The organism is Microtetraspora fusca, from assembly GCF_001570365.1.
In the GTDB taxonomy this organism is placed as follows: domain Bacteria; phylum Actinomycetota; class Actinomycetes; order Streptosporangiales; family Streptosporangiaceae; genus Microtetraspora; species Microtetraspora fusca.
Genome location: NZ_BBYK01000045.1, coordinates 148,120 through 173,868, shown reverse-complemented (window position 1 = coordinate 173,868; position 25,749 = coordinate 148,120). Strand labels below are relative to the sequence as shown.

Genomic DNA, 25,749 nt, shown 5'->3' with positions numbered 1-25,749 from the left:
TATGAAGCCGGATCGCAAGATGCTGATCTCCGCGGGTGTCGTCACCGCCATCGTGGTGGGCGGGGTCTCCGTGACCACCACCGCCTCGGCGGGACGTCTCGAGCAGGCGGTCAAGGAGCAGGCCGACCAGGCCCGTGCCAAGGAAGCCCAGAAGAAAACGGCCCCCGCGCCGACCCGCCAACCGGTGGCTCCGGCCGTCGAGGAGACGGGCATGCTGCCCGAGGAGCTCGTCGACGTCCTGCCCGACGTGGTGGAGCGGCACCTCAGCGTGGATCCGGGCGCGACCCGCGACTACTGGACGACCGAGCGGCTCCAGGGCGCCGAGCCCATGCCGATGCCGCAGGTCAGCATCAGCATCGTCGCCCCGTCGGACTGACCTCCCCGCGTACTGGGGGAACAAACTCGGCTCGCGGGCGTTATTGATACAGGCGCGCAGCGCCGCCGCAACCGCCGCGCCCCGTCATTGCCACCCAGTACGACGTTCTCCGTCAGGAGGAGGTGTCCTCATGCCCCCGACCGCCGTGGCGACCTCGCCCGAGCGCGCGGCGACCCCGATGACGACTCTGGACCAGCTCCTGGACCGGGGCCGTGCACACGGTCACCTTTCTCTCTCGGATCTTCGCGAGGCGTTCGGCCAGGCCGGCGTCGCGCCCGCCGAGGCCCGCAGCATCCTGCGCGAGCTCAGCGAGGCCGGCGTGGAGCTGTCGGAGTCGGAGCCGGCGAAGAAGGCGCCCCGCGCCTCCGCCAAGACCGCGACCGCCAAGGCCGCGAAGCCCGCCAAGACGCGCAAGTCCGCGAAGCGCGGCTCCGCGGCGGGCGCCGACGAGCCGTCCGCCGACCCCGCCCTCGACGAGGACGAGGAGTGGAGCGCCGACCAGGCCGAGGCGGAGGACTCGTCCGACGACGGCGCCGCGATCGACCTCGACGACAACTCCTCCGTCATGGGCGACTCCGTCCACACGTACCTCAAGTCGATCGGCCGGCGCACCCTGCTGACCGCCGCGCAGGAGGTCGAGCTGGCCAAGCGCATCGAGGCCGGCCTGTACGCGGAGCACAAGCTGGAGACCGCGCTGGAGAACGGCGAGGTCCTGCGCCCCGAGGTCCGCGAGGACCTGGAGTGGATCATCGAGGACGGCAAGCGCGCCAAGGACCACATGCTGGAGGCCAACCTGCGCCTCGTCGTGTCGGTGGCCAAGAAGTACACCGACCGCGGCATGGCCCTGCTCGACGTCGTCCAGGAGGGCAACCTCGGCCTGATCCGCGCGGTCGAGAAGTTCGACTACACCAAGGGCTACAAGTTCTCCACGTACGCGATGTGGTGGATCCGGCAGGCGATCCAGCGCGGCTTCGCCGACTCGGCCCGGACGATCCGGCTGCCCGTCCACGTGCTGGAGATGCTGTCCAAGCTGTCCCGCGTGGAGCGTGACATGCACCAGCGCCTCGGCCGGGAGCCCTCCCCCGAGGAGCTGGCGGTCGAGCTGGACAAGACGCCCGACCAGATCGAGGAGCTGCTGCGGACGAGCAGGCAGCCGATCAGCCTCGACTCCACGATCGGCGAGGACGGCGAGACCCGCATCGGCGACCTGATCGAGGACGTGGACTCCCCCGAGGCGTCCGAGGTCGTGGACCGGCAGCTCCTGGCCGAGCAGCTCAAGGGCGTGCTCGGGAACCTGACGCCACGCGAGGCGAAGATCATGGCGCTCCGGTTCGGCCTGGCGGACGGCAAGCCGCACACCCTCGACGAGATCGGCAAGTTCCTGGGCCTCACCCGGGAGCGGATCCGCCAGCTCGAGAAGGAGTCGCTGTCCAAGCTCCGCCACCCGAGCAACACCCGCCCGCTGCTCGACTGGGCCAGCTAGGCGGCCGAAACGAGACGGCCCGCGCCCCCGAAAGGGGCGCGGGCCGTCTTTTCATGACCGCTGACGAGCCGCGCGGAGAGGGCCGGGCACAGGGGCCGGCCGACACCGCTGGCGGCCACGTGGCGAGCCGTACGCGGAGGACCCGGCGACGGGCTCCTGAACGGCGGACGGGACCGGAGCGGCCTCAGCGAGCCGCGACGGACTCGCGCGGCACCCGGGCGATGCCGGTGAGCCGGTGGGCCTCCCGCAGCGTGCGCAGGCGGTTCACCTCGGCGGTCCACATGGCGCCCTTGGGCGTGGCCTTGCCCTTCCTGCGGCGGATGCGGTCGTCGTACGACTTCACACCGAACGTGGCGCGCTGCGCGGCCTCCGCCGCGCGCAGGGCGTCGGTGAGCGCGCGGTCCAGGACGAGGCCGGCCTCGCGCAGCTCCTCGGTGGAGGCATCCGCGGCCTGCTTCTCCCTCAGGACACGCTCGGCCTCCCTCGCCTTCTCCAGGAGGTCGTGGTACCCCTTTCCGACCTCCTGGTCGGCGTGGTACCTGACCTCCGCCTCCCGGCTCACACGCGGACGGAAAAACGCCATCGACGGTCCCTCCAGATCAGGCAGATATCGCTGGCCGTAGCGTACGCCGTTTCACCGCGACCCTCACATTCGGGCCTGGCGAGTTCCTTTACACAGTAAGGTCAGCTGTGGCAGCATGATCGACATGCCTGCCAAGCGACCACCGGTCCCGCTCTCCCTCGAACGCATCATCGACGCCGCGCTGCACATCGCCGACGGGCAGGGGCTGCGCCGGCTGACCATGCGCCGCCTCGGCGACGCGCTCCAGGTGGAGGCCATGGCGATCTACCATCACCTCCCCCGCGGCAAGGAGGCGCTGATGGACGTCCTGGCCGAGCACGTGACGACCGTGCGGGTGGAGGCCGAGGGAAGCTGGCAGGACCGCGCCCGCGCCTGGGCCCGGGCCGGCCGCGCCACCCTGCTGGAGCATCCCGGCGTGCTGTCGCTCGCGCTCACCAAGCCCCCCAAGGGCACCGCGCTGATCTCGATCAGGGACCAGACGGAGCAACTCGCCGAGGCCGGGCTCGCGGGCGCGGCGGACGCCGTACGGGCGCTGCGGGCGTATGTCTTCGGCAGCGTGGCCGTCGAGGTGCAGCAGTCCGGCTGGGCCGACCCCAACGCGACCGTGCGGGACGCGCGGACCGCGCAGGGCGAGGAGGAGTTCGAGCGGGGCCTGGACGCCCTGCTCGCCGGCCTCCAGGCCACCGGGCACGCCGCCTGAGAGACGGCCTCAGGGCCTTCAGGAGTACGGCCGCGTCCCTTTGCGCCGGCGGCTTCCGATCGCGCGGTAGGTGTCCTCCAAGGCGGTCAGGGTCTCGTCGTACGTACGCTGGGCGGCCACTCCGACGAAGAGGCAGTCGACCACGGTGAGCTGGGCGATCCTGCTGCCCATCGCCCCGAAGCGGAACGGGGCCTCCCGGGCCGCGGTCTTCAGCACGATGTCGGCCAGCTCGGTGATCGGCGAAGGATGGAAGTTCGTGATCGCGATCGTGGTCGCCCCGTGGTCGGCGGCGAGCCGCAGCGCCTCCAGGACGTCGACCGTGGCGCCGGAGTGCGAGATGCCGATCGCGACGTCCGCCGCGCCCAGCAGCGCCGCCGAGGTGAGCGCGCTGTGGAAGTCTTGCCAGACGAACGCCGTCAGCCCGATCCGGTGCAGCTTCTGGTGCAGGTCGGCCGCGACATAGCCGCTCGCCCCCGCGCCGTAGAGATCGACCCGGCGGGCCGCGACGATCGCGTCGACCGCGCGCTCCAGGGCGGCGACGTCGAGGTGCTCGGCGGTCTCCGCCACCGCGCGGGAGTCGCTGTAGCCGATCTTGGCGACGATCTCCTCCAGCGGGTCGTCGGCGCTGATGTCGCCGTCGAGCGGGCGGGCGCCGCCGGCGCGCGTCGCCTCCACCGTCATCTCGCGGGCGAGCGCGAGCCGCAGCTCGGTGTAGCCGCGCAACCCGATCGCCCGGCAGAACCGCAGCACCGTGGTCTCCGAGGTGCCGCACTCGCGGGCGAGCACGCCGATCGAGCGGTCGGCGACGCCCTGGGGGTCGGCCAGCACCGCGCGCGCGACCCGTTGCTCGGCGGGCCGCAAGGACGGGATCGCGCCGCGCAGCCGCACCAGCATCCCGCTCGAGTAGTCGCCGCCGGCGTCCACGCCCGCCTCCCGTAGGTCTCCGAAACGTACGATGCGTGCCTACTTGCTCATGCCGGCGGTCAACCCGGCGATGATCTGCTTGGTCGCCAGGACGAACAGCACGAAGAGCGGCGCCGTGGCGAGGACCAGTCCGGCGAACAGCGCCGACCAGTCGGTCGTGTACTCGCCGAAGAACTGCGACAGCCCGCGTGGGATGGTGAACTTCTCGTCGGAGCGCAGCAGCACCAACGGGTAGAGGAACTCATGCCACAGCGGCACGAACTGGAACAGCATCACCGACGCCAGCGCGGGCCGCACCAGCGGGAGCATGATCTGCCCGAAGATCCGGAACTCGCCGGCCCCGTCGAGCCGGGCCGCCTCGTCCAGTTCGCCGGGCAGGGAACGGTAGAACGCCGACAGCACGAAGACGCAGAACGGCACCCCGGACGCGGCGTAGAGCAGCGTGAGCCCGAGCAGCGAGTCGATCAACCCCATGGAGTCCATGAGGTAGAAGATCGGCACCAGACCCAGCCGGATCGGCAGCATCAGCCCGGCCAGGAAGTACGCGCCGAGGACCCGGCTGCCGAAGAAGTCGTGGCGGGCCAGCGGGTAGGCCGCCAGCGCGGAGACCGCGGTGCCGAGCAGCACCGCGCCGCCGGTGACGATCAGCGAGTTCAGGAAGTACGTGCTGAACGACGCGTCCGTCCACACGCGGAGGTAACTGTGCAGCGTGGGGGACGTCGGCAGACCCAGCGGCGCGGTGAAGATCTCGCTGGTCGGCCGCAGCGAATTGAGCAGCATGACGACCAGCGGCAGCAGCGCGACGACCGCGTACCCCCACAGCAGCAGGTGGACGGCGATCCGCCCCGGAGCCCGGCGCGCGGACGTCACACCAGCCTCCTTTCCCGGCGGCGGAAGTACGAGGTCGCCAGCAGCGACACCCCGAAGATGAACACGAACATCAGCACGGCGAGCGCCGACGACCGCCCGATCGCCTCCACGCCGCCCTCCACGAACGCGACGCGGTAGAACAGCAGACCGAGCACGTCGGTCGAACCCGCCGGAGATCCGGTCGAACCCGCCATCGCGTAGACCAGACCGAAGGCGTTGAAGTTGCCGATGAACGTCAGCACGCTCACCACGCCGATCGCCGGGGTGAGCAGCGGCAGCGTCACCCGCCGGAACGACTGCCACGCCGACGCGCCGTCGACGCGGGCCGCCTCGTGGTACTCGGCGGGGATCCCGGCGAGCGCGGCGGAGAACATCAGCATGGGGAAGCCCACCCACTGCCACGCGTTGACCAGGATGACGATCGGCAGCGCCGTACGCGTGTCACCCAGCCAGGGCAATGCCCACGAGTCCAGCCCGACCGCCTCGAGCAGCGAGTTGATCGGGCCGAACGTCGGGTTGAGCAGCAGGCTCCACAGGTAGCCGACGACCAGCGGGTCCACCAGGTACGGCGTGGTGAACGCGGCCTGCAGGAACCGCTTGCCGCGGCCGTACCGGAACAGCAGGAGGGCGAAGAGCAGCCCGACCGTGTTCTGGATCAGCATCGTCCCGACGAAGAACAGGGCGTTGTGCGCGAACGCCCGCCACAGCTGCTGGTCGTACGGGTAGACGCTGAGCAGGTCCCGGTAGTTGTCGAGCCCGGCGAACCCCATCTGCCGGATCCCGCGCCACTCGAAGAAGCTGTAGTCGAGCGCGCTCACCAGTGGATAGACGATGAAAGCCGAGTAGAGCAGGAACGCGGGCAGCAGGAAGACGGCCAGCACCCGCCACCGCGGCACGTACCGGCGGCCGGTGCCGGTACGTACCGCGCGACGTCGGGGAACGGTCAGTTCCCTGGCTTGAACCACTGCTCGACGCCCTTCTGCACGCTCGCGGCGACCGCCTCGGGGTCGGTCTGTCCCGTGAGCATCTTCTGCACCTCGTCGCGGAAGACCGCGTCACCGTTCGGCTGGCCGTACCGGAAGTTCACGAGCAGCGTGTACGGCGCGCCGTTGTCGGCGTAGTTCTTGGCCATCTCGGCCAGCAGCGGGTCCGACGGCGTGACCCCGGGGACCGCGGAGAGCTGCTTCAGCTCGGTCGCGTAGAGCTGTCCGAACTCCGGCGTCGCCATCCACTTGACCAGTTCGAGCGCCTCGGCCTGGTGGGCCGACTTGGCGTTGACACCGAACGAGCCGTCGGCCCAGCCCGGCGTGACCGGCGTGGTCACCGGGGAGCCGGACGGCGGCGGCACCTGGAAGAGGCCGACCTCCAGGTTCGGGTCGGCCTTGAGCACGGGCGCCAGGTCGAAGGTGCCCGTCGGGTACATCGCGGCCTTCCCCGTGACGAACAGCGCCTGGACGTCGGGGATCTTGACGGCCACCACGTCCTTGGGGAAGTACGGCTCCAGGTCCTTGATCAGCTTGATGGACGCCGTGAAGTCGGGGTCGGTGAACTTCTTCTCGCCCTTGACCAGCGCGTCCCGGAAGGCGGTGCTGCCGTAGCGGGCATTGCCGAAGATCTCATGGACGATCGGCAGCGTCCAGGTGGCGTCGGGGCCGGCCGCGACGGCGAACGGCGTGATCCCGGCCGCCTTCAGCTTCTTGGCCGCCGCGATCATGTCGTCCCAGGTGGCGGGCGGCTGGATGCCGTTGTCACTGAAGAGCTTCTTGTTGTAGAGCACCTGGAGCGTCTGGTACGCGAACGGAACGCCGTAGATCTTGCCGTCCGTGTGGCCCTTGGCACCTTCCAGCAGCTTCGCGTCGAAGCCGGACAGCGCGTCCACCTTGTCGTCCAGCGGCAGGAGCTGGTCCGCCTCGACCAGCGGCTGGAGCCCGCCGTACGCCCGGAGCTGGGCGACGTCCGGCCCGGCGCTGCCGGACAGGCCCGTCGCCAGGATGTTGTTGTACTCGGTGGCCTGGAACGGCTTGAACTCGACGTGGATCTTCGGGTGCGACTCCTCGAACTTGGCGAGGATCTTCTCGTACGCCTTGACGTCCTCGACGCGCCACGACCACAGACTGATCGTGACCTTGTCGGCGCCCGACTTGTCACCCTGGTCGGACGCGCCGCCGCCCGGCGCGCAGGCCGCCAGCGCCACCGCGAGCACCCCGATCGCCCCCGCGATCCACCTTCTCTTCATGAGACTTCCCTTCGGCCCGCAGGTCCGTTCGATCTCACCGAGGGTCGGATCCACTACGTGGCTCGAGGTCCGGCCCAGGCGACGAACAGGACGAACAGGGCGACGTCGTGCGGGTTTTCGGTCCTCGACGTGACGTCCTCCAACCCTCACATGTAGGAAAATGTCCGCCAAGGTCACCGCGTTGACTGGAAGTTACTTACACACGCCCCTGATGGTCAACGTTTTCTTTAGGGAAACTTCACGCGGGATCGCCCCAGGGCGAGAGGCCGCGCGGGCCTTGGCCGCCGGGGCGAGGAGGGGCGACGCGCCCGCACGACGGCCGGCCCTGGGTGCGGTCCGCGCCCACTGTGACGCCTGAGCAACCGGTCGAGACCCGGCCGCCGGGTGACCTCGCGTACGCCGTGGAGGCGGCGCGGTGAACCGTAATCCGCCGGTTATCAGACGGACGGCGTGTCGAGCTTGGACCGTTATCTTCCCTGGGGCAATCTTGTGGAATAGCTCACAACGTGGTGAGCGGAACCCGCGCGGGCGCCCCCGGCCCCCTCCCCAGGACCGGCCGAAACCGTCCTAACGGACTATGTCGCCACGTGGCGAGCGGGCGGCACACTGGTGTTGGCACCAATGTGCTGTCAGTCACACCAACCCGAGACGCCCGCCGCCCCGCGTGCGGGCGAACGATAAGACACGGAGCCCCGGCGATGTGCCCTCATAGCCCGTCCTGTCCGAGCCCGGATGCGAAGGACCGCGAAGCGGCCCGCACCATCGCGGCCCACCCGGAGCAGGGGTGGAGCCTGCTGTGCAACGGCGTCGTCCTCTTCGAGGACACCGGCGAGCTGCTGCCCGATGGCGTCGCCATCGCCCCGCACCGCCCGACCGACCTGGCCTCCAGCGCCGCCTGATCGCCGTCGCGGCCGGGTCACCCGGCTGGTCCGTCCAGCCGGGCCCCTTCCCGTCGCCCCGTCCGGCGACGGGCTCAGGTAGGTCGTCGCGGCCCGATCCGGCTCAGGCCCGCACCCGCGCCAGCAGCCACCGGGCCACTTCCTCGCCCACCCGGGCGGGGTCCTTCTTCAGATCGTGCCCCTCACCCGGCAGCACCACGAGCCGTGCCGCGTCGGACGCCTCGGGCACCCCGAACGGGTCACGATCTCCATTGATCACCAGAACGTCCGTACCCGCCTGCCGCAGCTCGTCCGCTCTGGAACGTTCCGGCTTGCCCGGCGGGTGCAGCGGGAAAGCCAGCGCGACCACCGCGTCGGCCCCCACCGCCCGGGCGGTACGGCAGGCGACCCGCGCGCCGTTGCTCCGCCCGCCCTGCACGAGGGGCAGCTCCGGATGGCGGGCCCGCAACTCCTCGATCATCGCGATCCACGCCTCGTCCTGCCGCGCGGCCGAGCCCGGCGCGCGGGCGCCCCTGAGCCGGAACGGCTGGGTCACCCGGACGACCGTCCCCCCGATGGCCAGGACGGCGTCGCGTACGGCGAGCAGGTCGGGCGCGTCGACTCCCCCGGCCGAGCCGTGCGTGAGGACGAGCAGCAGCCGCGGGTCGGCCGCCTCGTCCACCTCGGCCCTTCCCGGGCCGTGCGGTGTCTGTAGCTCCACCGGGGTCAGGTTACCGAGGGGCGCACGTCCCTGGTGAGGCGGAGCCGCACCTCCTCGGCCAGCGCCGTGTCGGGGTGGGCGAGGCCGTACCGCCAGACGGTCTCGGCGTCGCCGTCCCGGCCGCGCAGCGGCAGGACGCGGGCGAGCAGCTCGATGGCGAGCGCCCCGGTGCCGGCGTCGGCGCCGTCGCCCTCCTCGACCGCTCCGGCGAACTCCCCGCAGGCCATGTCCAGGTGGGCGAGGCCGAGCAGGATCCGCAGCCGGGCGGGCTCGGCGACGCCGGGCACGGACAGGGCGCGCAGCAGGAGGTCGGCGGCCTGCCCCGGCTCGCCGTCCTCCAGCAGCCGCTCGGCCATCCGCTCGGCGACGGCGGAGAGCCCCGCCGCGCCCTCGTGCCGGTCGGGCTCGTCTCCTTCGGCCGCGACCTCCGCGAAGATCGCGGCGGCGGCGTCGAGATCGCCCGCCTCGGCCAGCCGGCGTGCGTGGTCGATCTGCCGTCCGGGGTCGGTGGCCGTCATGCCGGGCCCTCCAAAGTCGGGGATCGGCAAGATCCTAACGACCGGTGGGCCCGCGCGGGGAGGACATCCGCATGATGGTGGCCGGCTTCCGTTCCGGGCCGGCGGATCCTCCCCGCGCTCGCTTCGCTCAGTCCTCGTACGCCTCCAGGGGAGGGCAGGAGCAGACGAGGTTGCGGTCCCCGTACGCCTGGTCGATGCGGCGGACCGGCGACCAGTACTTGTTCTCCCGCAGCGCGGGCACGGGGTAGGCCGCGACCGTGCGCGAGTACGGGTGCTGCCACTCGTCGGCGACCAGGCAGGCGGCCGTGTGCGGCGCGTTGCGCAGCGGGTTGTCCGTCCGGTCGTACTCCCCTGAGGCGACGCGGGCGATCTCGCCGCGGATGGCGACCATGGCCTCGACGAAGCGGTCCAGCTCGGCCAGGTCCTCGCTCTCCGTGGGCTCGATCATCAGCGTGCCGGCGACCGGGAACGACATCGTCGGCGCGTGGAACCCGTAGTCGATCAGCCGCTTGGCCACGTCGTCCACGGTGACGCCGGTCTCCTTGGTGATCTGCCGCAGGTCGACGATGCACTCGTGCGCGACGAGGCCGTCCCGCCCGGTGTACAGCACCGGGTAGTGCGGGGCGAGCCGCCGGGCCAGGTAGTTCGCCGAGAGGATCGCCTGCTCGGTCGCCTGGCGCAGCCCCTCGCCGCCCATCATCCTGATGTACGCCCAGGAGATGGGCAGGATGCCCGCGGAGCCGTACGGCGCGGCGGAGACGGCGCCCGAGCCCCGGCCGGGGAGGTAGGGGGCGAGGTGACCCTTGACCGCCACCGGCCCGACACCCGGCCCGCCACCGCCGTGCGGGATGCAGAACGTCTTGTGCAGGTTGAGGTGGCTGACGTCCGCGCCGAACTCGCCGAGCCGGGCCAGGCCGACGAGGGCGTTGAGGTTGGCGCCGTCGACGTAGACCTGTCCCCCGGCCTCGTGGACCCGCGCGCAGATCTCGACGATCGTCTCCTCGTACACCCCGTGGGTGGACGGGTACGTCACCATGATCGCGGCGAGCGCGTCGCGATGCTTGTCGATCTTGGCGGCCAGGTCGGCGAGGTCGACGTTGCCGTTGTCGTCGCAGGCGACGACAACGACCCGCATCCCGGCCATGACCGCGCTGGCCGCGTTGGTGCCGTGCGCGGACGACGGGATCAGGCAGACGTCCCGGCCGCCCTCGCCGCGCGCCTGGTGGTAGGCGCGGATGGCGAGCAGCCCGGCGAACTCGCCCTGGGAGCCGGCGTTCGGCTGGATCGACACCGCGTCGTAGCCGGTGACCTCGGCGAGCCAGCCCTCGAGGGTCTCGATCAGCTCGACGTAGCCCGCCGCCTGCTCGGCCGGGACGAAGGGGTGGATGCCGGCGAACTCCGGCCAGGTGATCGGCTCCATCTCGGTGGTCGCGTTCAGCTTCATGGTGCAGGAGCCGAGCGGGATCATCGAGCGGTCGAGGGCGACGTCCTTGTCCTGGAGCCGACGCAGGTAGCGCAGCATCGCCGTCTCGGACCGGTACGAGTGGAACACCGGGTGGGTCAGGAAGTCACCGGTCCGGGCGAGGTCGGCCGGCAGCGCGTCCTCGGTCACCCGGTCCAGGTCGTCGATGGCGACGCCGTCGGTGGAGCCGGGCACGCCGAAGGCCGCCCACACGGTCTCCAGGTGCTCGGCCGCGGTCTTCTCGTCGCAGGCGGCCGCCACGTGGTCGGCGTCCACGAGCCGGAGGTTGACGCCCGCCGCCTCGGCAGCGGCGACGACCTGGGCGGCGCGCCCGGGGACGCGGGCCAGGACGGTGTCGAAGAACTTCTCGTGCACGACCTCGACGCCGCCCTGACGCAGCCCGGCGGCGAGCACGGCCGCGTGGCGGTGGACGCGCTGGGCGATCCGCCGCAGGCCGTCCGGGCCGTGGTAGACGGCGTACATGGAGGCCATGACGGCGAGCAGGACCTGCGCGGTGCAGATGTTGCTGGTCGCCTTCTCCCTGCGGATGTGCTGCTCACGGGTCTGCAGCGCGAGCCGGTAGGCGGGCCGCCCGTCCGCGTCGACGGAGACGCCGACCAGGCGTCCGGGCATCTGCCGCTGGAGGCCCTCGCGTACGGCCATGTACGCCGCGTGCGGGCCGCCGAAGCCGAGGGGGACGCCGAACCGCTGGGAGGAGCCGACGGCGATGTCCGCGCCCAGTTCGCCGGGCGACGCCAGCAGCGTCAGCGCGAGCAGGTCGGCGGCGGCGATCACCTGCGCGCCCGCCGCGTGCGCCCGCTCGGCCAGCGCGCGGAAGCCCGCCACCCGCCCGCTCGCCCCGGGGTACTGCACCAGCACGCCGAAGCACTCGGGCAGCGCGACGCCGGGGTCGGCGAGGTTCGCCTCGACGACGGTGATGCCGAGCGGCTCGGCCCGGGTCGCGAGGACCGCCTTGGTCTGCGGCAGCGCGTCGGTGTCGACCACGAAGACGTCGCTCTTGACCTTGCTCGCCCGGCGGGCCAGGGTCATCGCCTCGGCCGCGGCGGTGCCCTCGTCCAGGAGCGAGGCCCCGGCCACGTCGAGGCCGGTCAGGTCGGTGATCGCCGTCTGGAAGTTGAGCAGCGCCTCCAGCCGCCCCTGCGAGATCTCCGGCTGGTACGGCGTGTACGCCGTGTACCAGCCCGGGTTCTCCAGCACGTTGCGCAAGATGACGCCCGGCGTGATCGTGTCGTGGTAGCCGAGGCCGATCATCGAGGTGAGCACGCGGTTGCGGCCCGCGATCGCCCGCAGCTCGGCCAGCGCGTCCGTCTCGCTCGCCGCCTCGGGCAGCGCGAGCGGCGTCGTGGTCCTGATCGCCTCGGGTACGGCGACGGCCACCAGGTCGGCCACGGAGGCGTATCCGACGGCCTCCAGCATGCGGGCCTGGTCGTCGTCGGAGGGGCCGATGTGACGGGCCGCGAAGGGCGGGCCGGAAAGATCGCGAAGTGGTGACCGGTCGGTCATGTGCAAGCCTCCTGCGGCAGGTCGAGACCTCGGGGGCGCACGCGTGCGCCAGGTCTCCCCCTCTGTCATCGCGACCAGCCGACCGGCGGCGGGACAACGACCTGAGAGCTTCACCCCGTAGGGCTTGCACCGTCGGTGAGCACGCCTGGTGGACGTGCTGCTTTCCAGAGTTGCCTCTCCCGTGCGGTACGGGATGCCTGAGAGATTCCGGGGAGGGTTGCTCCTTCGGCGCCTCCGCAAAAGAGGTCTCTCCCGCACAGGGTCGTCGGCTTTCGTCACTCTACCGCCTACCCCGAGGCGGAGCATTCACCAGGTCTCGCGGATTCTGACCCGATCCGCAGCCGAATCACCGGCGGTCTTCTCCGGCGGGTACGCCGGGGGCGGCCTCCGCGTGTCGCGGGGCTCTCACTCGCGGCTCTCAGCCGGTCTTGCGGGACTTCCTGCGCCGGGCCAGCTCGTCGGCCGGATGGTCGGCCTCCGGGTCCGAGCCGGACTCGGCCCGCTCGCCCGGCAGCTCGGCCAGCGAGCCCTCGACCTCGCGCCAGACGCGCCCGAGGGCGATGCCGAACACTCCCTGACCGCCCTGGAGCAGGTCGATGACCTCGTCGGGCGACGTGCACTCGTACACGCTGACGCCGTCGCTCATCAGAGTGATCTGGGCGAGGTCGTTGACTCCCCTGTCCCGGAGATGCTGTACGGCGGTGCGGATCTGCTGGAGCGAGACTCCGGTGTCCAGGAGACGTTTGACGACCTTGAGCACGAGAATGTCGCGGAAGCTGTACAGGCGCTGGGAGCCGGATCCGTGCGCGGCTCTTATGGTCGGCAGGACCAGCTCCGTCCGGGCCCAGTAGTCGAGCTGGCGGTAGGTGATGCCGGCCGCCGCGCAGGCGGTGGGACCGCGGTACCCGATGTCGTCGGGCAGTCTCATCGGTCGCTCGTCGAACAGCAGGCCCTGCTCACCGGCGCGCTCTCGCGCTGACTGACGGGCCGGATCATGCTGGTCGGCCGCTTTACCCTCGCCGCTGCTGACCGCCACTGCGGACCTCCGGCTTTCTCTCATCCCACGGTCTGATCTGGGGGTTCGTGAATTACAACCGTGGATTCCCTTGCACCGTAGGACCGGGGACATTCTCAGTCAACGACCCCGCACGGCGCGTCGTGAAGCGTTAAATTCCCGAAATCAACCCCTACCCGGCACGCCCGAAGTCCTCGGGCGTGATGTTGTCGAGGAACTCTCGGAACTTCTCCACCTCGTCCTCCTGGTCGTCCGGCATGCTCACGCCGGCCTCCCTGAGGACCTCCTCACTGGCGTAGATCGTCGCTCCGGTGCGGAGCGCGAGCGCGATCGAGTCCGAGGGCCGGGCGCTCACCTCCACCCCGTTCGAGAACACCAGATCGGCGAAGAAGATCTGGTCGCGTAGCGCGACGATGTTGACCGTGCGCAGGCGCACCCCCAGCGCCTCCAGCACGTCACGGAACAGATCATGAGTGAGCGGGCGCGGCGGTGGTTCCTCCGCCTGGGCGAGCGCGATGGCCGTCGCCTCGGTCATGCCGATCCAGATCGGCAGGTACCGATCGCCGTTCGTCTCCTTCAGGAGGACGATCGGCTGGTTGGTGGGCATCTCAACGCGAACCCCCACGACCTCCATCTGCAACACGGGCGACTCCGTCTCAAAGTGGCGCGGCATATCACCAGGCCTTCAACGTAACACCCGCTGCGGGTCGGCCCGGTCACTGCCCCAGAACGCGGCGAACACTGCCACGAAGCAACGCAGTGTGCAATTCGAGGAGAAGTCCGGATATTTCCCGTGCGGTCTCCTCGGCCTGACCGATCGCGCCGGGCGCCCGGCGGCGCAGCAGCGGGGCCACGACCTGCTCGACCAGGCTCGCCTCACGCTCGGCCGCGGCCCGGACCATGCGCAGGTGGCGGGCGTGCAGGCCGAATCTGGCCAGCGAGCCCACGCTGCGGGCGATCTCCAGGGCGTCGGCGTCGTACCAGCGGGCCACGGCGACCACCAGGCCGAAGCTCTCCAGCTCGGCGAGGGTGTCCTCGTCGATGTCGGCGGACCGGAGCAGTTCCTCGCGGCTGAGCCGTACGGGTGCGGTCTCCTGCGGCAGCGCCCGTGGGCGGGCGGCCTGCTCGTCGAGGTTCTCCTTGATCACGCGGAGCGGGAGGTAGTGGTCACGCTGCGCGGTGAGGATGTAGCGCAACCGCTCGACGTCCGCGTGGGTGAACTTGCGGTACCCCGAGGGACTTCGCTGCGGCTCGATGAGCCCCTCGCCCTCCAGGAAACGAATCTTGGAGATCGTCACGTCGGGGAACTCGCCCTGCAGTAGCGCGAGCACCTCCCCGATGCTCATGAACGCCCGTACCGCCTGCGCGCTCATGACTTACCCGCCCCTCCCTCAGCGATCACTGGCCCCCAAGGCCGCGCGTGAAGAACACCAGCCGGAACTTGCCGATCTGCACCTCGTCGCCCCCCGCCAGGGGGAACTCCTCGATGCGCTCACGGTTGACGTACGTCCCGTTGAGGCTGCCGACGTCACGGACGGTGAATTGGCCGCCACGCCGGTAGAACTCCGCGTGCCTTCTGGACACCGTCACATCGTCCAGGAAAATGTCGCTTTCCGGGTGGCGACCCGCCGTGGTGAGATCACTGTCCAGCAGAAAGCGGCTTCCCGCGTTGGGGCCCCGCATGACGACCAGGAGCGCGGTGCCCGGCCGGAGCTGCTCGATGGCCGACCTGTCGGGCAGCAGGGTCTGCCCCGACTCGTTCTCCACCGCCTCCAGCGAGATCGTCGAGGTGGTGTCGAAAGCAACCGGCGCCGGAGCGCTCAGCGGGGAACCGCATCTGGAACAGAAACGGGCATCCTCGGGGTTGGCATGACCGCACTGCGTGCAGTAAACGCTGGGCATCGAACGGCTCGGCCTCTCTTATGACTTGCTCAGACGGCGAATGCCGCAACTTACGCTGATCACGCACAAAGGTCAAGAAAGCGTGCTCGACACGGACTGACCAACGCTACAGCCCCGCGCGGCTCAAGGTCCATCCCGCCACACCGTTTCCCGCCTTCCCGAACGTCACAGCTCCAATATTTGTACATGATCACGGAGATTGTTATTGTGCTCCCGCGGCGTGTTCCACGACGCGGGCCCATCGTTCCAGCAGGGCCTGCGCGGTGTCCACGTCGCCCCCCTCGGCCCACAGGTGGGTGACCGCCTGCGAGGGGTCGGGCAGGACCAGGGCCCAGCTCCCGTCCTCGCCCACGACCCGCACGCCGTCGGTGGTGTCGACGTACAGGCCCTCGGCGGCCTCCACCACCGAGCGCATGACCGTACCCTTGTGCGCCCATGGCGTGGGGATGGTCCGCCGCAGCAGTTTCGCCTCCGGAATGCGGGCGTCGATCTGGCTGAGCGACAGGCGGGTGCGCGCGACCAGCCCGAGCAGCCGCAGAAACGCCGCCAGCCCGTCCAGGGTCGGGCCGAACTCCGGGACGATGAACCCGCCGCGCCCGTCCCCCGCGAAAATCATGTCGCTGTGCGTCGCCGCGGTGGTCAGCGCGTCCAGGCTGGTGGGCGTCCACTCCACCTGCGCCCCGTGGAATCGGCAGACCATCTCCGCCACCCTGGTGGTCGTGACCGGCAGGGCGACCCGGCCGCCCCTGCGCTCGGCCGCCACCAGGTCGAGCACCACGAGCAGCGCCCGCTCCTCGCTGATGAGCTGGCCCATCTCGTCGACCAGGGAGATCCGCTCCCCCACCGGGTCGAACCGTACGCCGAAGGCGGCCCGGGACGAGGCGACCAACTCGGCGAGGCGCTGCAGGTCGCGGCGCCGCTCGGCGAAGGTCTCGGTCGGCGAGGCGTCGTCGAGGCGGTTGTTCACCGTGAGCACGTCCACCCCGACCCGGCCCAGCAGGCTGGGCAGGACCAGGGACGACGTGCCGCCGGCGCAGTCCACGACCACCTTCATCTCGGCGTCCTTGACACCGTTCATGTCGACGCAGCGCAGCAGCTCGCGGGTGTAGGTGTCCACCGCGCGGGCCGGGAAGGTCAGCTCGGCGATCTCGCCGGGGAAGGCCCGGCGGTACTCCTGCCGGGAGAAGATGCGTTCGAGCTTGCGCTGGGCGCCCTGCGAGAGGTCGGCGCCGGTGTCGTCCATGAAGACGATGTCGACGCTCTGCGGGTCGCCCGCGCTGGTGCGCAGCGCGATGCCGCCCTTGACGCTCTCCCGGGAGGTGTGGAAGCGGGCGACGGGCAGCGCGCACGCCTCCAGGTCGACCACGTTGATGGCGCTCGAGTTCAGCGCGCCGATGACCGCCCGTTTGAAGGCGCGGGCCGCGCGCGAGGCGTCGCGTGAGGTGACGACGGTGTCGCCCTTGCTGACCATCGTGGCGTACGCGCTGGCGAGCCGTACGCACAGCTCGGGGGTGATCTCGACGTTGACCAGGCCGGAGACGCCGCGCGGGCCGAACAGACTGCGCTGGCCGCGCGACTCCCAGATCACGCTGGTGTTGACGACGGCGCCGGCCTCGACGGTCTTGAACGGGTAGATCTTCACCCCGGAGGAGACGTACGCCTCGGACTCGATCACACACTCGTCGCCGACGACCGCGTTCTCCTCGATCCTGGCGCCGGTCATCACGTCGGTGTTCTTGCCGATCACGCATCCGCGCAGGTGGGCGGCCGGGCCGACGTAGACGTTGTCGTGGACGACCGCCCGATGGAGGAACGCCCCTTCCTTGACCACCGCGTTGCTGCCGAGCACCGTGTACTCCCGCAGCTCCGCGCCGGCCTCCACCTTGGCGTAGTCGCCGATGTAGAGCGGGCCCTTGAGCACCGCGTCGGGATCGACCGAGGCGCCCTCGGCCGTCCAGACGCCCGGCGCGAGCTCGAAGGCGTCGAAGTCGACCTTGACCTTGCCCTCGAGGACGTCGGCCTGGGCCTTGAGGTAGCTCTCGTGCGTGCCGACGTCCTCCCAGTAGCCCTCGGCCACGTAGCCGAAGAGCGGACGGCCGCGTTCGAGCAGCCGGGGGAAGACGTCGGAGGACCAGTCGATCGACCGCCCGGCCGCGACCTCGTCGAGGACCTCGGGCTCCATGATGTAGATGCCGGTGTTGACCGTGTCGGAGAACACCTGGCCCCAGGTGGGCTTCTCCAGGAACCGCTGGATCCGGCCGTTCTCGTCCACGATGATGATGCCGAACTCCAGGGGGTTCGGCACCCGCTTGAGTCCGATGGTGACGAGGGCGCCGTTCTCCTCGTGGAACCTGAGCATGTCGGTCAGGTCGATGTCGGTCAGGGCGTCGCCGGAGATGACGAGGAAGCGCTCGTCGCGGAGCCGGTCGGCGGCGTTCTTCACGCTTCCCGCGGTGCCGAGCGGGATCTCCTCCGTGGCGTAGTGGAGGCGCATGCCGAGCTCGTCGCCGTCGCCGAAGTAGTTGCGGATCAGCGCGGCCAGGAACTGCACGGTCACCACGGTGTCGATGAAGCCGTGTTTCTTCAGCAGCCGGAGTACGTGCTCCATGATGGGCCGGTTGATGATGGGGAGCAGGGGTTTGGGTTGATTGGCGGTCATCGGCCGGAGCCGCGTTCCCTCCCCGCCCGCCATGACGACGGCCTTCACGGGCTCACCCCCTTGTCAGCTGGCGGACCTGTACCACATACAACACCCCGGCCCACCAGTACAGACCAGTCCCCCACAGGGCGAACGCCCAGCCGAAGATGCCCGTGATCTCCGCGTACCACCCCTCATGGGACGCGAGGAACAGCAGGGGAAAGGCGTACATGAGGCAGGCGGTGGCGGCCTTACCGAGGAAATGTACGGGCAGGGCCGGGCCGTAGCCGTGGCGGCGCAGGATAGGCACGGTGAAGAGCAGGAAAACGTCTCGTCCGACGACCAGGACCGCCAGCCACCACGGGATCACCTCGCGCAGGACCAGCCCGGCGAGGGTGGCGAGGATGTAGAGCCGGTCGGCGAGGGGATCGATCAGCCGGCCGAGCCGGCTCGTCTGGTCCCACGCCCGGGCGAGCTTCCCGTCGAGCCAGTCGCTGATCCCCGCCGCGATGAGCAGGAGGATCGCCCAGGCGTCCGCCTGGGGCCCCAGCACGAGCCACAGGAACACGGGAACGCCGAGCAGCCTCAGGAAGCTCAGCAGGTTGGGCAGGGTAAAGATCCGATCCTCGGCAGACTCCACGGTCAGACCTTACATCGCGGCGCGACGCCGCCCGGCGGCCGGTGCACAGCGTATTCGGCGGCTCCATCGGCCGGTCGGTCGTGCTCTCGGCGCCGGACTCCGGCGCGGAGGCGCGGCGGCCCGACCCGGCGGGCCGGGAGTCCTGTCGGCGCCGGGTCAGGCGTCCTTCGCGGGGTCGGCCGGCGAGGGCGGCACGGGGCGGAAACCGGCGTCCACCAGTCCGAGCCGGTGCGCCACCACGGCGGCCTGGGTGCGGTTGCGCAGCTCCAGCTTCTCCATGACGGCGGCGACGTGGCTCTTGACCGTCGTCACCCCCACCCGCAGCCGCTCGCCGATCTCGGCGTTGGACAGGCCCATGCCCACGAGGGTGAGGACCTGCACCTCGCGCTCGGTCAGCCCGCGCGGGAGGGACACCGCCTCCCGCTCGGCGGCGAGCGCGCGCTCGACCACCCGGCGCAGCACGGACGGGGCCAGCAGCGGCTCCCCCTGCGCGGCGCGCCGTACGGCGTCGACGATCCGCTCGGGGGCGTCGTCCTTCACGAGGAACCCGAGCGCCCCGGCTCTCAGCGCACCGTAGACGTTGTCGTCCTCGGCGAACGTGGTGAGCACGACGATCCGGGCCGACGGCCGGGCGGCGAGGATCCGCCGGGTCGCCTCCAGGCCGTCCACGCGCGGCATCCGCAGGTCCATGAGGATCACGTCCGGCAGGAGCCGCTCGGCCAGATGCACGGCCTGCGCCCCGTCCGCGGCCTCGCCGCAGATCTCCGTGTCCCCCGCGGCCTCCAGCATCATGCGGACGCCGGCGCGTACCAGGGCCTGGTCGTCGGCCACCAGAACCCGGATCATCGTCTTCTCCCCGCCCTCGATCGCATGCTCGTCTCTCCCGTCACGGACGTATCCTCCACCGTCGCGCGCGTCGTCACTGGCGACTCCTCGCCGTTCCCGTACGCACGGGGAGTGCGGCGGCCAGCCGCCAGCCGCCGTCCTCGGCCGGTCCCGCCGTGAGGCGCCCGCCGAGCGCGCCGGCCCGCTCCCGCATGCCGTTGATGCCCTGCCCGGACGAGGGCAGTTCCCGGGGGGCGGCGGCGCCGGGGCCGTTCCTGATCTCCACCGCCAGCTCGTGTCCCGTGATCCCCACCTTGACACGGGCCTCCGCGCCCGGTCCCGCGTGCTTGAGCACGTTGGTCAGCCCCTCCTGGACGATCCTCGCGGCGGAGGCGCGTACGACGAGCGGCGCCTGCTCCGCCCCGGGCGCGATGTCGAGCTCGACCCGCAGCCCGGCCGCCGTCATCCGCGCGACCGCGTCCCGTACGACGTCCTCGGGGTCGGCGGAGGGAATGTCGTCCTTGCCGGGGTCCCTGAGCACGTCGAGCAGGCCGCGCAGGTCCTCGAGCACCCGGTGCCCGGTGGAGCGGATGTCGGTGAGCGCCTCCTCCGCCGGGCCGTCCGCCCCCGCGTACAGCGCGGCGCTCGCGCGGAGCACCATCGCGCCGACGTGGTGAGCCACGATGTCGTGGACGTCCCGGGCGATCCGCTCCCGCTCGGCCAGCCGGCTCGCCCGGTTCCGCGCGGCGGCGAGCTCGGCGGCCTGGCGCGCGGCGGCCTGCCGGCCCCGGATGTAGCCGCCGATGGCGACCGGCGCGGCCACCATCGCGAGGAGGGCGATCACCCGCCAGACCGTGATCTCCGTGTTGTCGTCGACGACCGTGATCACGGCAGCCGCGCAGGTGAGCAGGTATCCGGCGAGCACCCACGCCCAGCTCGCCCGGGTCGCGAACACGCCGAGGGCGATGAACAGCAGGATCTGCAGGGTGGTGCCGACGTCTCCGACGTACTGGTCGGCGACGATCACCAGGACGCTCTCCAGCAGCAGCACCGCTCCGGGCAGGCGGCGGACCACGCCCAGGGCCAGACCCGACAGCACCACCATGAGGCCGACCGCCCAGATGGGGAGCGTGCCGCTGTCCCAGTTCGGCCAGCTCCCCAGTACGGCGAGGGCGAGGCCGCCGCCCGCCATCAGCAGGTCGAGCAACGGGGCGTGGTCCTCGTCGGGGCGGCGCAGCGCCGTACCGCGCAGGTAGCGGCCGATGAGCACGGGGACGGCGACGATGCCGACGGTGAACCACGCGGCGCGGCTGAAGGGGACGCTGGGGGCGGCGAGGTTCAGCGCGGTCGCGAAACAGGCCAGGACGGCCACGGGAGCCGTCCACCGCCACCCGCGCAGCCGGGCCAGCACGCCCACGGCCACCGGGAGCAGGATCTGCACGGCGTCGACGGTCGAGGCCCCGAGTTGGTCGTAGACGGCGAGCAGGACGATGAGGCAGAGCGCCGCGGCGCCCGGCCACCTGCGCAGCAACGCCAGCGGGAGCCCCCCGAGCAGCGCGAGGAGCATCACCACCCAGGGCGGCGCGGACGGGCCGTCCCAGGTGGAGATGGCCACGAGCACGTTGAGCACGACTCCGGAGACGGCGAGGGAGAGGTCCAGAAAAAAGCCGCCGCGCCATCGCATGGGTGAACCGTATCGGGGCGGCGCCCACAGCCCGTCATCCTCAGGGAGGACGGCCGCCCTCCTTCAAGTGGCCGCTCAAATGGGCTGGTCGGTGGATGATCAAGCCGCCCACGCCGCCATAGTGTGCGTGGACATGGCGAACGAATCAACGCTCTTCCTGGGCGAGTTCTTCAGGTCCCCGACCGTGGTCGGCGCGATAGCGCCCAGCTCGCGGCGGCTCTCGTCCGCGGTGGCGGTCCCGATCCCCGAGCGCGGAGACCCCGTGGTGGTCGAGCTCGGTGCGGGCACCGGCCCGTTCACCGCCGAGATCCAGCGGCGGCTGGGCGGCCGCGGCCGGCACATCGCGCTGGAGATCAACCCGCGCCTGGCGGACCACCTGCGGGTCAGGCACCCCGGCCTGGAGGTGCTGGTGGAGGACGCCGCCCGGCTGCCGAGCCTCCTCGCCGACCGCGGCCTGACGGGGGCCGACGTGATCGTGAGCGGACTGCCCTGGGCCGCCTTCGCACCGTCGAAGCAGGCCGTGCTGCTGCGGGCCGTCGTGGACTCGCTCGGCCCGCACGGAGCGTTCACGACCTTCTCGTACGTGCACGCCCGGATGCTCGGCCCGGCGGTGCGGTTCCGGCGCAGCCTGGCCCGGACGTTCGAGGAGGTCGTCCCCGGGCGCACGGTGTGGCGCAATCTGCCGCCCGCGTTCGTCTTCCACGCGAGGCGGCCGCGGGTGCCCCGGGCCTGAGCCCAGGGGTGACCAGGGGCGTCCCGCGGCGCGACCCGACCGGTCGAGGGCCGTCTCTCCCCCCGTCCCACCCGGCGGCCGCTCCCCCCGTACGGCCGACCGGCGGGGTTACGCCCCCGACCTCGGAGTCAGGCGAACGCCTCCTTGAGCCGGGCGGCCACGTACTCGCGCGCGTCTTCGGCGTCGTCGAAGAAGCCCGGGACCCCGAAGAAGCCGTGCAGCATCCCGGGATAGCAGCGGTACTCGACGGGCACGCCCGCGCCGGACAGCTCCCGGGCGTAGGCCGCGCCCTCGTCGCGGAGCGGGTCGTACTCCGCGGTGATCACGGTGGCCGGGGACAGCCCCGACTTGTCGGCCAGCCGCAGCGGCGCGAGCCGCGGGTCGAGCGGGTCGGCGTCCCGGGCGTACTGCTCGACGAACCAGGCCATCTCGACCGCGTCCAGCCCGAATCCGGAGGCGTACGACCGATAGCTGGGCGTGTCCATCGCCACGTCGGTGATCGGGTAGAGCAGCACCTGGTGGGACAGGGCGAGTCCGGCGTCGCGCGCCCGCCAGGCGGCGACCGCTGCGACGTTGCCTCCCGCGCTGTCGCCGACCACCGCCACCCGGCTCGCGTCGCCCGTGTAGAACTCGGGACGGGCGAAGACGTCCCGTACGACCGTGAAGGCGTCGTCGGCCGCCGCCGGGAAGGGATGCTCCGGCGCCAGCCGGTAGTCCACGGACGCGACGACGGCGCCGCAGCGGCGCGCCAGGTCGCGGCCGAGCGCGTCGTTGCGGTTCACACTGCCGAAGACCCAGCCTCCGCCGTGGAAGTAGACCACCACGGGAAGGGGGCGGTCGCCCGGCTCCGGCCGATAGACGCGCACCCGCACGCCGTCCACCTCGTGGTCGCGGACGTCGGGCAGGTCGGCCGGCCGTCCGCGCTGCTCGGCCAGGCCGTCGAGGCCGCGCATCCGGACGATCTCCGGGAGCGTCAGGGCGGCCAGGTCCACGTTGAGGTCGGCGGGAAAGAGCTTCAGATAGGCGGCGGCCTGAGGATGCAACGGCATGGCCGCACAGTAACAGCGCCTCTGTGGCCGGACGCGTCCGCGCGCCGCGCCCCGAGCCGCAGGCTGCTGGTCCCTTCTGCGGCGGGACTCCTCCTGTGGGCCCGTGCCGGACTCATCCCGAGGGCGGACGCCGACCCCTCGTCCTGCTGCGTAAGGTTGCCTGCCTTCGACGTCGCCCTTCCGGCTTCATGCGTTTCCGGTCACGGGCGTTCCCTCCGGAGGCCGTTCCCGGAGGGCCGGGTCAGGGGCGAGCGGCGTCGACCAGCGCCTCGATGAGCCGGTTGTCCGCGTCGCGCTCGGGGTGCCACTGGACGCCGACACCGAACCTGTGGCCCTGGAGCTCGATCCCCTCGACGATCTGGTCCTCGCCCCACGCCACGGCGAGCAGACCCGTCCCGAGCCGCTTGAGGGCCTGCTGGTGCGGCCCGGTCACCTCGGCGTGGTCGCCGATCGCCTTGCCCAGCATGCTGGAGACGCTCACGCTGACGACGTGCCGCGGCGTCGCGTGGCGGTCGTGCGCCACGGCCTCGGGCAGCCAGGGGATGAGCGTCCCGTCCTGGACGACGTTGACCAGGTGCATCCCCCGGGACACCGCGAGGAACGGCAGGTTGCCCTTGATCGCGGCTTCGGCCAGCGCCATCTCGAAGCGGTCCCGGTGCGCCTGCGGCTCCTCCGCCCGCGGGTCGCGGGCCTCGCCGTACAGCGTGGGGTCGACCGGCGCGCCGCCCGCGAGGATGAGGCCGTCGAGGCCGCGCACGTAATCCACGGCCGCGTACGGACTCATCGGCGGCAGCACGACGGGGGCGCCGCCCGCCTTCTCCACCGCACGCGCGTACGCATGCGGGGACAGCACCGCCTCGCGCACCCAGGCCCCCCACCGGGCGGCCTCAAGGTAGGCGGTGATGCCAATGAGTGGACGGCGCATGGTCTCTCCAACGGATCTCGCATTCTTGCACGCCCATAATGGCGTACCTGATTTCTCTTTTGTCGCCTATCTCGCGCATCGACGGCGTCGCCCCAGTTCAGAGTGGATCTTGCAGATGTCGGGGCTCGGAAGGACACTCGCGACGCCCGGATCTCCTGACGACCCAAATCTGTCGGTGGCGCCTGGCACGATGGCGATAGCCGTGCACGGCGCGGAGCCGGAAGAACGCGCTCCGGAAGGGCCGGCCTCGCAAGAGGGGGTCCGGACGGGCGTGGGGCCGCCGCCCGCTCGCGCAGGGCCGCACACGCGAGCCGTCTCGCCGGCCGTGAAACGGGGGCCGCCCCGAGACCGGTCGGTACGGCGCGTCGATCCACCCGCGAGGCACCAAATGCATCACAGGCGACAAAAAGCACAAAAAGCACTTAAGTGACACGAGGTTGTGCTTAACGGCTGATTTCGCGTCGCTCGTTCACGCAGGCGGGCGCCGGGTAGGCCGGGACATCACGCCACTTCACACAAAGGAGGCATCCGTTGGACGCGCTGCTCGCAGTAGGGACCCGCAAGGGACTGTTCCTCGCCCGTTCGAGGAACGGCGGACGGTTCGAGGTGGAGCCGGTCCGCTTCACCACGGTCGCCGTCCCGTCCGTCGCGATCGACACACGCGGGCCCGCTCCCCGGCTGCTCGCCGGGATCGAATACGGCCACTTCGGGCCGTCGGTGATGTGGTCCGACGACCTGGGCGAGACGTGGCGGGAGGCCGACCGGCCACCGGTCGCGTTCCCGGAGCACACGGGCGCGACGCTGGCGAAGGTCTGGCAGCTCGCGCCGTCCCCGACCGAGCCCGGCGTGGTCTGGGCCGGGGCCGAGCCCGCCGCGCTGTTCCGCTCGGAGGACGGCGGCGTCACCTTCTCGCTGGTCGAGGGCTTGTGGAACCATCCGTCCCGGCCGATGTGGCAGCCCGGGGGCGGCGGCCTCTGCCTGCACACGATCATCCCGCATCCGGTCGATCCGGAGCGGATCGCGGTCGCCGCCTCGGCCGTCGGGTTCTTCCGCAGCTTCGACGGCGGGGCCTCCTGGGAGACGGCCAACAAGAACATCCGGGCGCCGTTCTTCCCGGAGGGCGCGCAGTACCCCGAGTTCGGGCAGTGCGTGCACAAGGTCGCCGCGCATCCGGAGCGTCCCGAGCGGCTGTTCCTGCAGCACCATTTCGGCGTCTACCGGTCCGACGACTTCGGCGGGTCGTGGCGGGACATCGGCGCCGATCTGCCCTCGGACTTCGGCTTCCCGATCGTCGTCGACCCGACGCGGCCGGACACCCTGTACGTGTTCCCGCTGCGGGCGGACATGGACCGCACTCCCCTGGACCACCGCTACCAGGTGTTCCGCAGCGAGGACGCGGGAGCCACCTGGAAGGGGTTCACGCACGGCCTCCCCGACGAGCCGGTCCACTCCGCCGTGCTCCGCGACGCGATGTGCGCCGGCGAGGCGGGCGTTTTCTTCGGCACCCGCGACGGCGAGGTGTACGGGTCACAAGACCACGGCGAGTCCTGGACGCTGATCGCCAAGCACCTGCCGGACGTGCTGACCGTCCGCGTCGCGGTGCTCTGAGTGGCCAAGCGGGTCACCCTGGTGACGTTCGTCCTGCCGCCGCCCATGCGGCGCTGGGTGAACGGCCAGGACGAGGTGCGGGTGTTCGCCGTGGCCGCCTCCGACCACGGCGTCCCGACGCTCGGCGGGGCGCTCGACACGCTCCGCCGTACGCACCCGTCGCTGGAGGAGCGGCTGCGCGACGTGGACGGGCACGTCAGGAGACACATCGCGCTGTACGTGTGCGGCGCGCACGCGGACGGCCTCGGCGGCCTGGAGTGCGCCCTCCCCTCAGGCGCTCAGGTGTACGTCCTCCCGGCGCTGGTTTGATAATCGCGGCACATGCGCGCGCATTTGCAATTGCATCGGAAATGGATCGCGATTAACCGGCGCCGGCCGCCCCTCCGAAACGGGGTGCGTTTCCCTCTCGACCTCGATCACGTCCGGGATTCATCACGGGTACGCGACCGACCCGG

The 25,749-nt window shown here is 71.2% G+C and carries 25 protein-coding genes and 1 riboswitch; of the genes, 7 read left to right on the top strand and 18 right to left on the bottom strand.

Translation table 11 applies throughout. The annotated features are described in order from the left end of the window. The first annotated feature begins 1 nt into the window (after position 1). Together AWQ68_RS14755 and AWQ68_RS14750 are read left to right on the top strand one after the other, a co-directional pair. Positions 2-376 carry a hypothetical protein gene (locus AWQ68_RS14755; protein ID WP_066940674.1) on the top strand — a complete coding sequence of 125 codons (375 nt, stop codon included), beginning with the start codon at positions 2-4 and terminating at the stop codon, positions 374-376. 130 nt (positions 377-506) lie between these two features. After that, positions 507-1,859, top strand: coding sequence for an RNA polymerase sigma factor (locus tag AWQ68_RS14750; protein WP_066940673.1), 1,353 nt, complete (start codon positions 507-509; stop codon positions 1,857-1,859). Between the two features lie 184 nt (positions 1,860-2,043). Here AWQ68_RS14750 and AWQ68_RS14745 read toward each other — a convergent pair whose 3' ends face one another. Then, positions 2,044-2,442 carry a hypothetical protein gene (locus AWQ68_RS14745; RefSeq protein WP_066940671.1) on the bottom strand — a complete coding sequence of 133 codons (399 nt, stop codon included), beginning with the start codon at positions 2,440-2,442 and terminating at the stop codon, positions 2,044-2,046. A 124-nt stretch (positions 2,443-2,566) separates the two neighbouring features. On the opposite strand from AWQ68_RS14745, the gene AWQ68_RS14740 reads away from it, so the two are divergent. Next, positions 2,567-3,142 carry a TetR/AcrR family transcriptional regulator C-terminal domain-containing protein gene (locus tag AWQ68_RS14740; RefSeq protein WP_066940906.1) on the top strand — a complete coding sequence of 192 codons (576 nt, stop codon included), beginning with the start codon at positions 2,567-2,569 and terminating at the stop codon, positions 3,140-3,142. A gap of 18 nt (positions 3,143-3,160) precedes the next feature. Here the strand turns inward: AWQ68_RS14740 and AWQ68_RS14735 are convergent, their stop codons facing one another. From AWQ68_RS14735 to AWQ68_RS14720, 4 genes are read right to left on the bottom strand one after another with little or no spacing between them, the layout of a single operon-like run. After that, a complete protein-coding gene (locus AWQ68_RS14735; protein ID WP_245655917.1) occupies positions 3,161-4,066 on the bottom strand; it encodes a MurR/RpiR family transcriptional regulator in 906 nt (301 codons plus the stop codon). A gap of 39 nt (positions 4,067-4,105) precedes the next feature. Next, positions 4,106-4,936, bottom strand: coding sequence for a carbohydrate ABC transporter permease (locus tag AWQ68_RS14730; protein ID WP_066940668.1), 831 nt, complete (start codon positions 4,934-4,936; stop codon positions 4,106-4,108). After that, on the bottom strand, positions 4,933-5,901 hold the full coding sequence (locus AWQ68_RS14725) for a carbohydrate ABC transporter permease (protein ID WP_245655916.1): 969 nt from the start codon (positions 5,899-5,901) through the stop codon (positions 4,933-4,935). The genes AWQ68_RS14730 and AWQ68_RS14725 overlap by 4 nt, the downstream gene beginning before the upstream one ends. Beyond that, complete coding sequence (locus tag AWQ68_RS14720) at positions 5,880-7,172, bottom strand: extracellular solute-binding protein (protein WP_066940904.1); 1,293 nt, start codon at positions 7,170-7,172, stop codon at positions 5,880-5,882. Before AWQ68_RS14720 ends, AWQ68_RS14725 begins: the two co-directional genes overlap by 22 nt. A 698-nt stretch (positions 7,173-7,870) precedes the next feature. Between AWQ68_RS14720 and AWQ68_RS14715 the strand changes: the two genes are divergently transcribed. Beyond that, a complete protein-coding gene (locus tag AWQ68_RS14715; protein WP_066940665.1) occupies positions 7,871-8,071 on the top strand; it encodes a DUF5999 family protein in 201 nt (66 codons plus the stop codon). Between the two features lie 103 nt (positions 8,072-8,174). Here the strand turns inward: AWQ68_RS14715 and AWQ68_RS14710 are convergent, their stop codons facing one another. The 11 genes from AWQ68_RS14710 to AWQ68_RS14660 form a co-directional block, all read right to left on the bottom strand. Further along, positions 8,175-8,771, bottom strand: coding sequence for an alpha/beta hydrolase family protein (locus AWQ68_RS14710; RefSeq protein ID WP_066940663.1), 597 nt, complete (start codon positions 8,769-8,771; stop codon positions 8,175-8,177). 5 nt (positions 8,772-8,776) lie between these two features. Further along, positions 8,777-9,289 (bottom strand): hypothetical protein, encoded by a 513-nt coding sequence (locus AWQ68_RS14705; RefSeq protein ID WP_066940661.1) that lies wholly within the window; start codon positions 9,287-9,289, stop codon positions 8,777-8,779. Positions 9,290-9,416: 127 nt separating this feature from the next. Beyond that, positions 9,417-12,275 (bottom strand): aminomethyl-transferring glycine dehydrogenase, encoded by a 2,859-nt coding sequence (gcvP, locus tag AWQ68_RS14700; RefSeq protein ID WP_066940659.1) that lies wholly within the window; start codon positions 12,273-12,275, stop codon positions 9,417-9,419. Positions 12,276-12,449: 174 nt separating this feature from the next. Next, positions 12,450-12,540, bottom strand: a riboswitch (glycine riboswitch). 153 nt (positions 12,541-12,693) lie between these two features. Next, positions 12,694-13,311 carry a MerR family transcriptional regulator gene (locus AWQ68_RS14695; protein ID WP_066940657.1) on the bottom strand — a complete coding sequence of 206 codons (618 nt, stop codon included), beginning with the start codon at positions 13,309-13,311 and terminating at the stop codon, positions 12,694-12,696. Positions 13,312-13,462: 151 nt separating this feature from the next. Beyond that, on the bottom strand, positions 13,463-13,933 hold the full coding sequence (locus AWQ68_RS14690; protein ID WP_157545311.1) for a bifunctional nuclease family protein: 471 nt from the start codon (positions 13,931-13,933) through the stop codon (positions 13,463-13,465). Positions 13,934-14,006: 73 nt separating this feature from the next. Further along, positions 14,007-14,663 (bottom strand): transcriptional regulator FtsR, encoded by a 657-nt coding sequence (gene ftsR, locus AWQ68_RS14685; protein WP_066940654.1) that lies wholly within the window; start codon positions 14,661-14,663, stop codon positions 14,007-14,009. A gap of 25 nt (positions 14,664-14,688) precedes the next feature. After that, positions 14,689-15,192 (bottom strand): double zinc ribbon and FHA domain-containing protein, encoded by a 504-nt coding sequence (locus AWQ68_RS14680; RefSeq protein ID WP_066940652.1) that lies wholly within the window; start codon positions 15,190-15,192, stop codon positions 14,689-14,691. A gap of 202 nt (positions 15,193-15,394) precedes the next feature. Beyond that, the gene (locus tag AWQ68_RS14675; RefSeq protein WP_066940650.1) at positions 15,395-17,899 is read right to left on the bottom strand and encodes a mannose-1-phosphate guanyltransferase; all 2,505 of its coding nucleotides are present in this window, start codon (positions 17,897-17,899) and stop codon (positions 15,395-15,397) included. 4 nt (positions 17,900-17,903) lie between these two features. Then, positions 17,904-18,470 (bottom strand): cardiolipin synthase ClsA, encoded by a 567-nt coding sequence (clsA, locus tag AWQ68_RS14670; RefSeq protein ID WP_245655914.1) that lies wholly within the window; start codon positions 18,468-18,470, stop codon positions 17,904-17,906. Between the two features lie 156 nt (positions 18,471-18,626). Further along, complete coding sequence (locus AWQ68_RS14665) at positions 18,627-19,316, bottom strand: response regulator (RefSeq protein ID WP_066940647.1); 690 nt, start codon at positions 19,314-19,316, stop codon at positions 18,627-18,629. Between the two features lie 73 nt (positions 19,317-19,389). After that, positions 19,390-20,979 (bottom strand): ATP-binding protein, encoded by a 1,590-nt coding sequence (locus tag AWQ68_RS14660; RefSeq protein WP_245655913.1) that lies wholly within the window; start codon positions 20,977-20,979, stop codon positions 19,390-19,392. Between the two features lie 133 nt (positions 20,980-21,112). Between AWQ68_RS14660 and AWQ68_RS14655 the strand changes: the two genes are divergently transcribed. Beyond that, complete coding sequence (locus AWQ68_RS14655; protein ID WP_066940901.1) at positions 21,113-21,712, top strand: class I SAM-dependent methyltransferase; 600 nt, start codon at positions 21,113-21,115, stop codon at positions 21,710-21,712. A 128-nt stretch (positions 21,713-21,840) separates the two neighbouring features. Here the strand turns inward: AWQ68_RS14655 and AWQ68_RS14650 are convergent, their stop codons facing one another. Further along, a complete protein-coding gene (locus AWQ68_RS14650) occupies positions 21,841-22,761 on the bottom strand; it encodes an alpha/beta hydrolase (protein WP_066940645.1) in 921 nt (306 codons plus the stop codon). 241 nt (positions 22,762-23,002) lie between these two features. Further along, the gene (locus AWQ68_RS14645) at positions 23,003-23,686 is read right to left on the bottom strand and encodes a gamma-glutamyl-gamma-aminobutyrate hydrolase family protein (protein WP_066940643.1); all 684 of its coding nucleotides are present in this window, start codon (positions 23,684-23,686) and stop codon (positions 23,003-23,005) included. Between the two features lie 531 nt (positions 23,687-24,217). Between AWQ68_RS14645 and AWQ68_RS14640 the strand changes: the two genes are divergently transcribed. Further along, a complete protein-coding gene (locus AWQ68_RS14640) occupies positions 24,218-25,294 on the top strand; it encodes a WD40/YVTN/BNR-like repeat-containing protein (RefSeq protein ID WP_066940641.1) in 1,077 nt (358 codons plus the stop codon). After that, positions 25,295-25,603: a ubiquitin family protein gene (locus tag AWQ68_RS14635; protein WP_084463994.1), complete on the top strand. Its 309-nt coding sequence runs from the start codon at positions 25,295-25,297 to the stop codon at positions 25,601-25,603. It begins immediately after the preceding gene. Positions 25,604-25,749: the final 146 nt, after the last annotated feature.

Coding starts and splice junctions, on each gene's coding strand:
- AWQ68_RS14755 (WP_066940674.1), top strand. CDS start 2: ATGAAGCCGGATCGCAAGATGCTGATCTCCGCGGGTGTCGTCACCGCC.
- AWQ68_RS14750 (WP_066940673.1), top strand. CDS start 507: ATGCCCCCGACCGCCGTGGCGACCTCGCCCGAGCGCGCGGCGACCCCG.
- AWQ68_RS14745 (WP_066940671.1), bottom strand. CDS start 2,442: ATGGCGTTTTTCCGTCCGCGTGTGAGCCGGGAGGCGGAGGTCAGGTAC.
- AWQ68_RS14740 (WP_066940906.1), top strand. CDS start 2,567: ATGCCTGCCAAGCGACCACCGGTCCCGCTCTCCCTCGAACGCATCATC.
- AWQ68_RS14720 (WP_066940904.1), bottom strand. CDS start 7,172: ATGAAGAGAAGGTGGATCGCGGGGGCGATCGGGGTGCTCGCGGTGGCG.
- AWQ68_RS14715 (WP_066940665.1), top strand. CDS start 7,871: ATGTGCCCTCATAGCCCGTCCTGTCCGAGCCCGGATGCGAAGGACCGC.
- AWQ68_RS14705 (WP_066940661.1), bottom strand. CDS start 9,289: ATGACGGCCACCGACCCCGGACGGCAGATCGACCACGCACGCCGGCTG.
- gcvP (WP_066940659.1), bottom strand. CDS start 12,275: ATGACCGACCGGTCACCACTTCGCGATCTTTCCGGCCCGCCCTTCGCG.
- ftsR (WP_066940654.1), bottom strand. CDS start 14,663: ATGAGCGCGCAGGCGGTACGGGCGTTCATGAGCATCGGGGAGGTGCTC.
- AWQ68_RS14680 (WP_066940652.1), bottom strand. CDS start 15,192: ATGCCCAGCGTTTACTGCACGCAGTGCGGTCATGCCAACCCCGAGGAT.
- AWQ68_RS14665 (WP_066940647.1), bottom strand. CDS start 19,316: ATGATCCGGGTTCTGGTGGCCGACGACCAGGCCCTGGTACGCGCCGGC.
- AWQ68_RS14660 (WP_245655913.1), bottom strand. CDS start 20,979: ATGCGATGGCGCGGCGGCTTTTTTCTGGACCTCTCCCTCGCCGTCTCC.
- AWQ68_RS14655 (WP_066940901.1), top strand. CDS start 21,113: ATGGCGAACGAATCAACGCTCTTCCTGGGCGAGTTCTTCAGGTCCCCG.
- AWQ68_RS14650 (WP_066940645.1), bottom strand. CDS start 22,761: ATGCCGTTGCATCCTCAGGCCGCCGCCTATCTGAAGCTCTTTCCCGCC.
- AWQ68_RS14645 (WP_066940643.1), bottom strand. CDS start 23,686: ATGCGCCGTCCACTCATTGGCATCACCGCCTACCTTGAGGCCGCCCGG.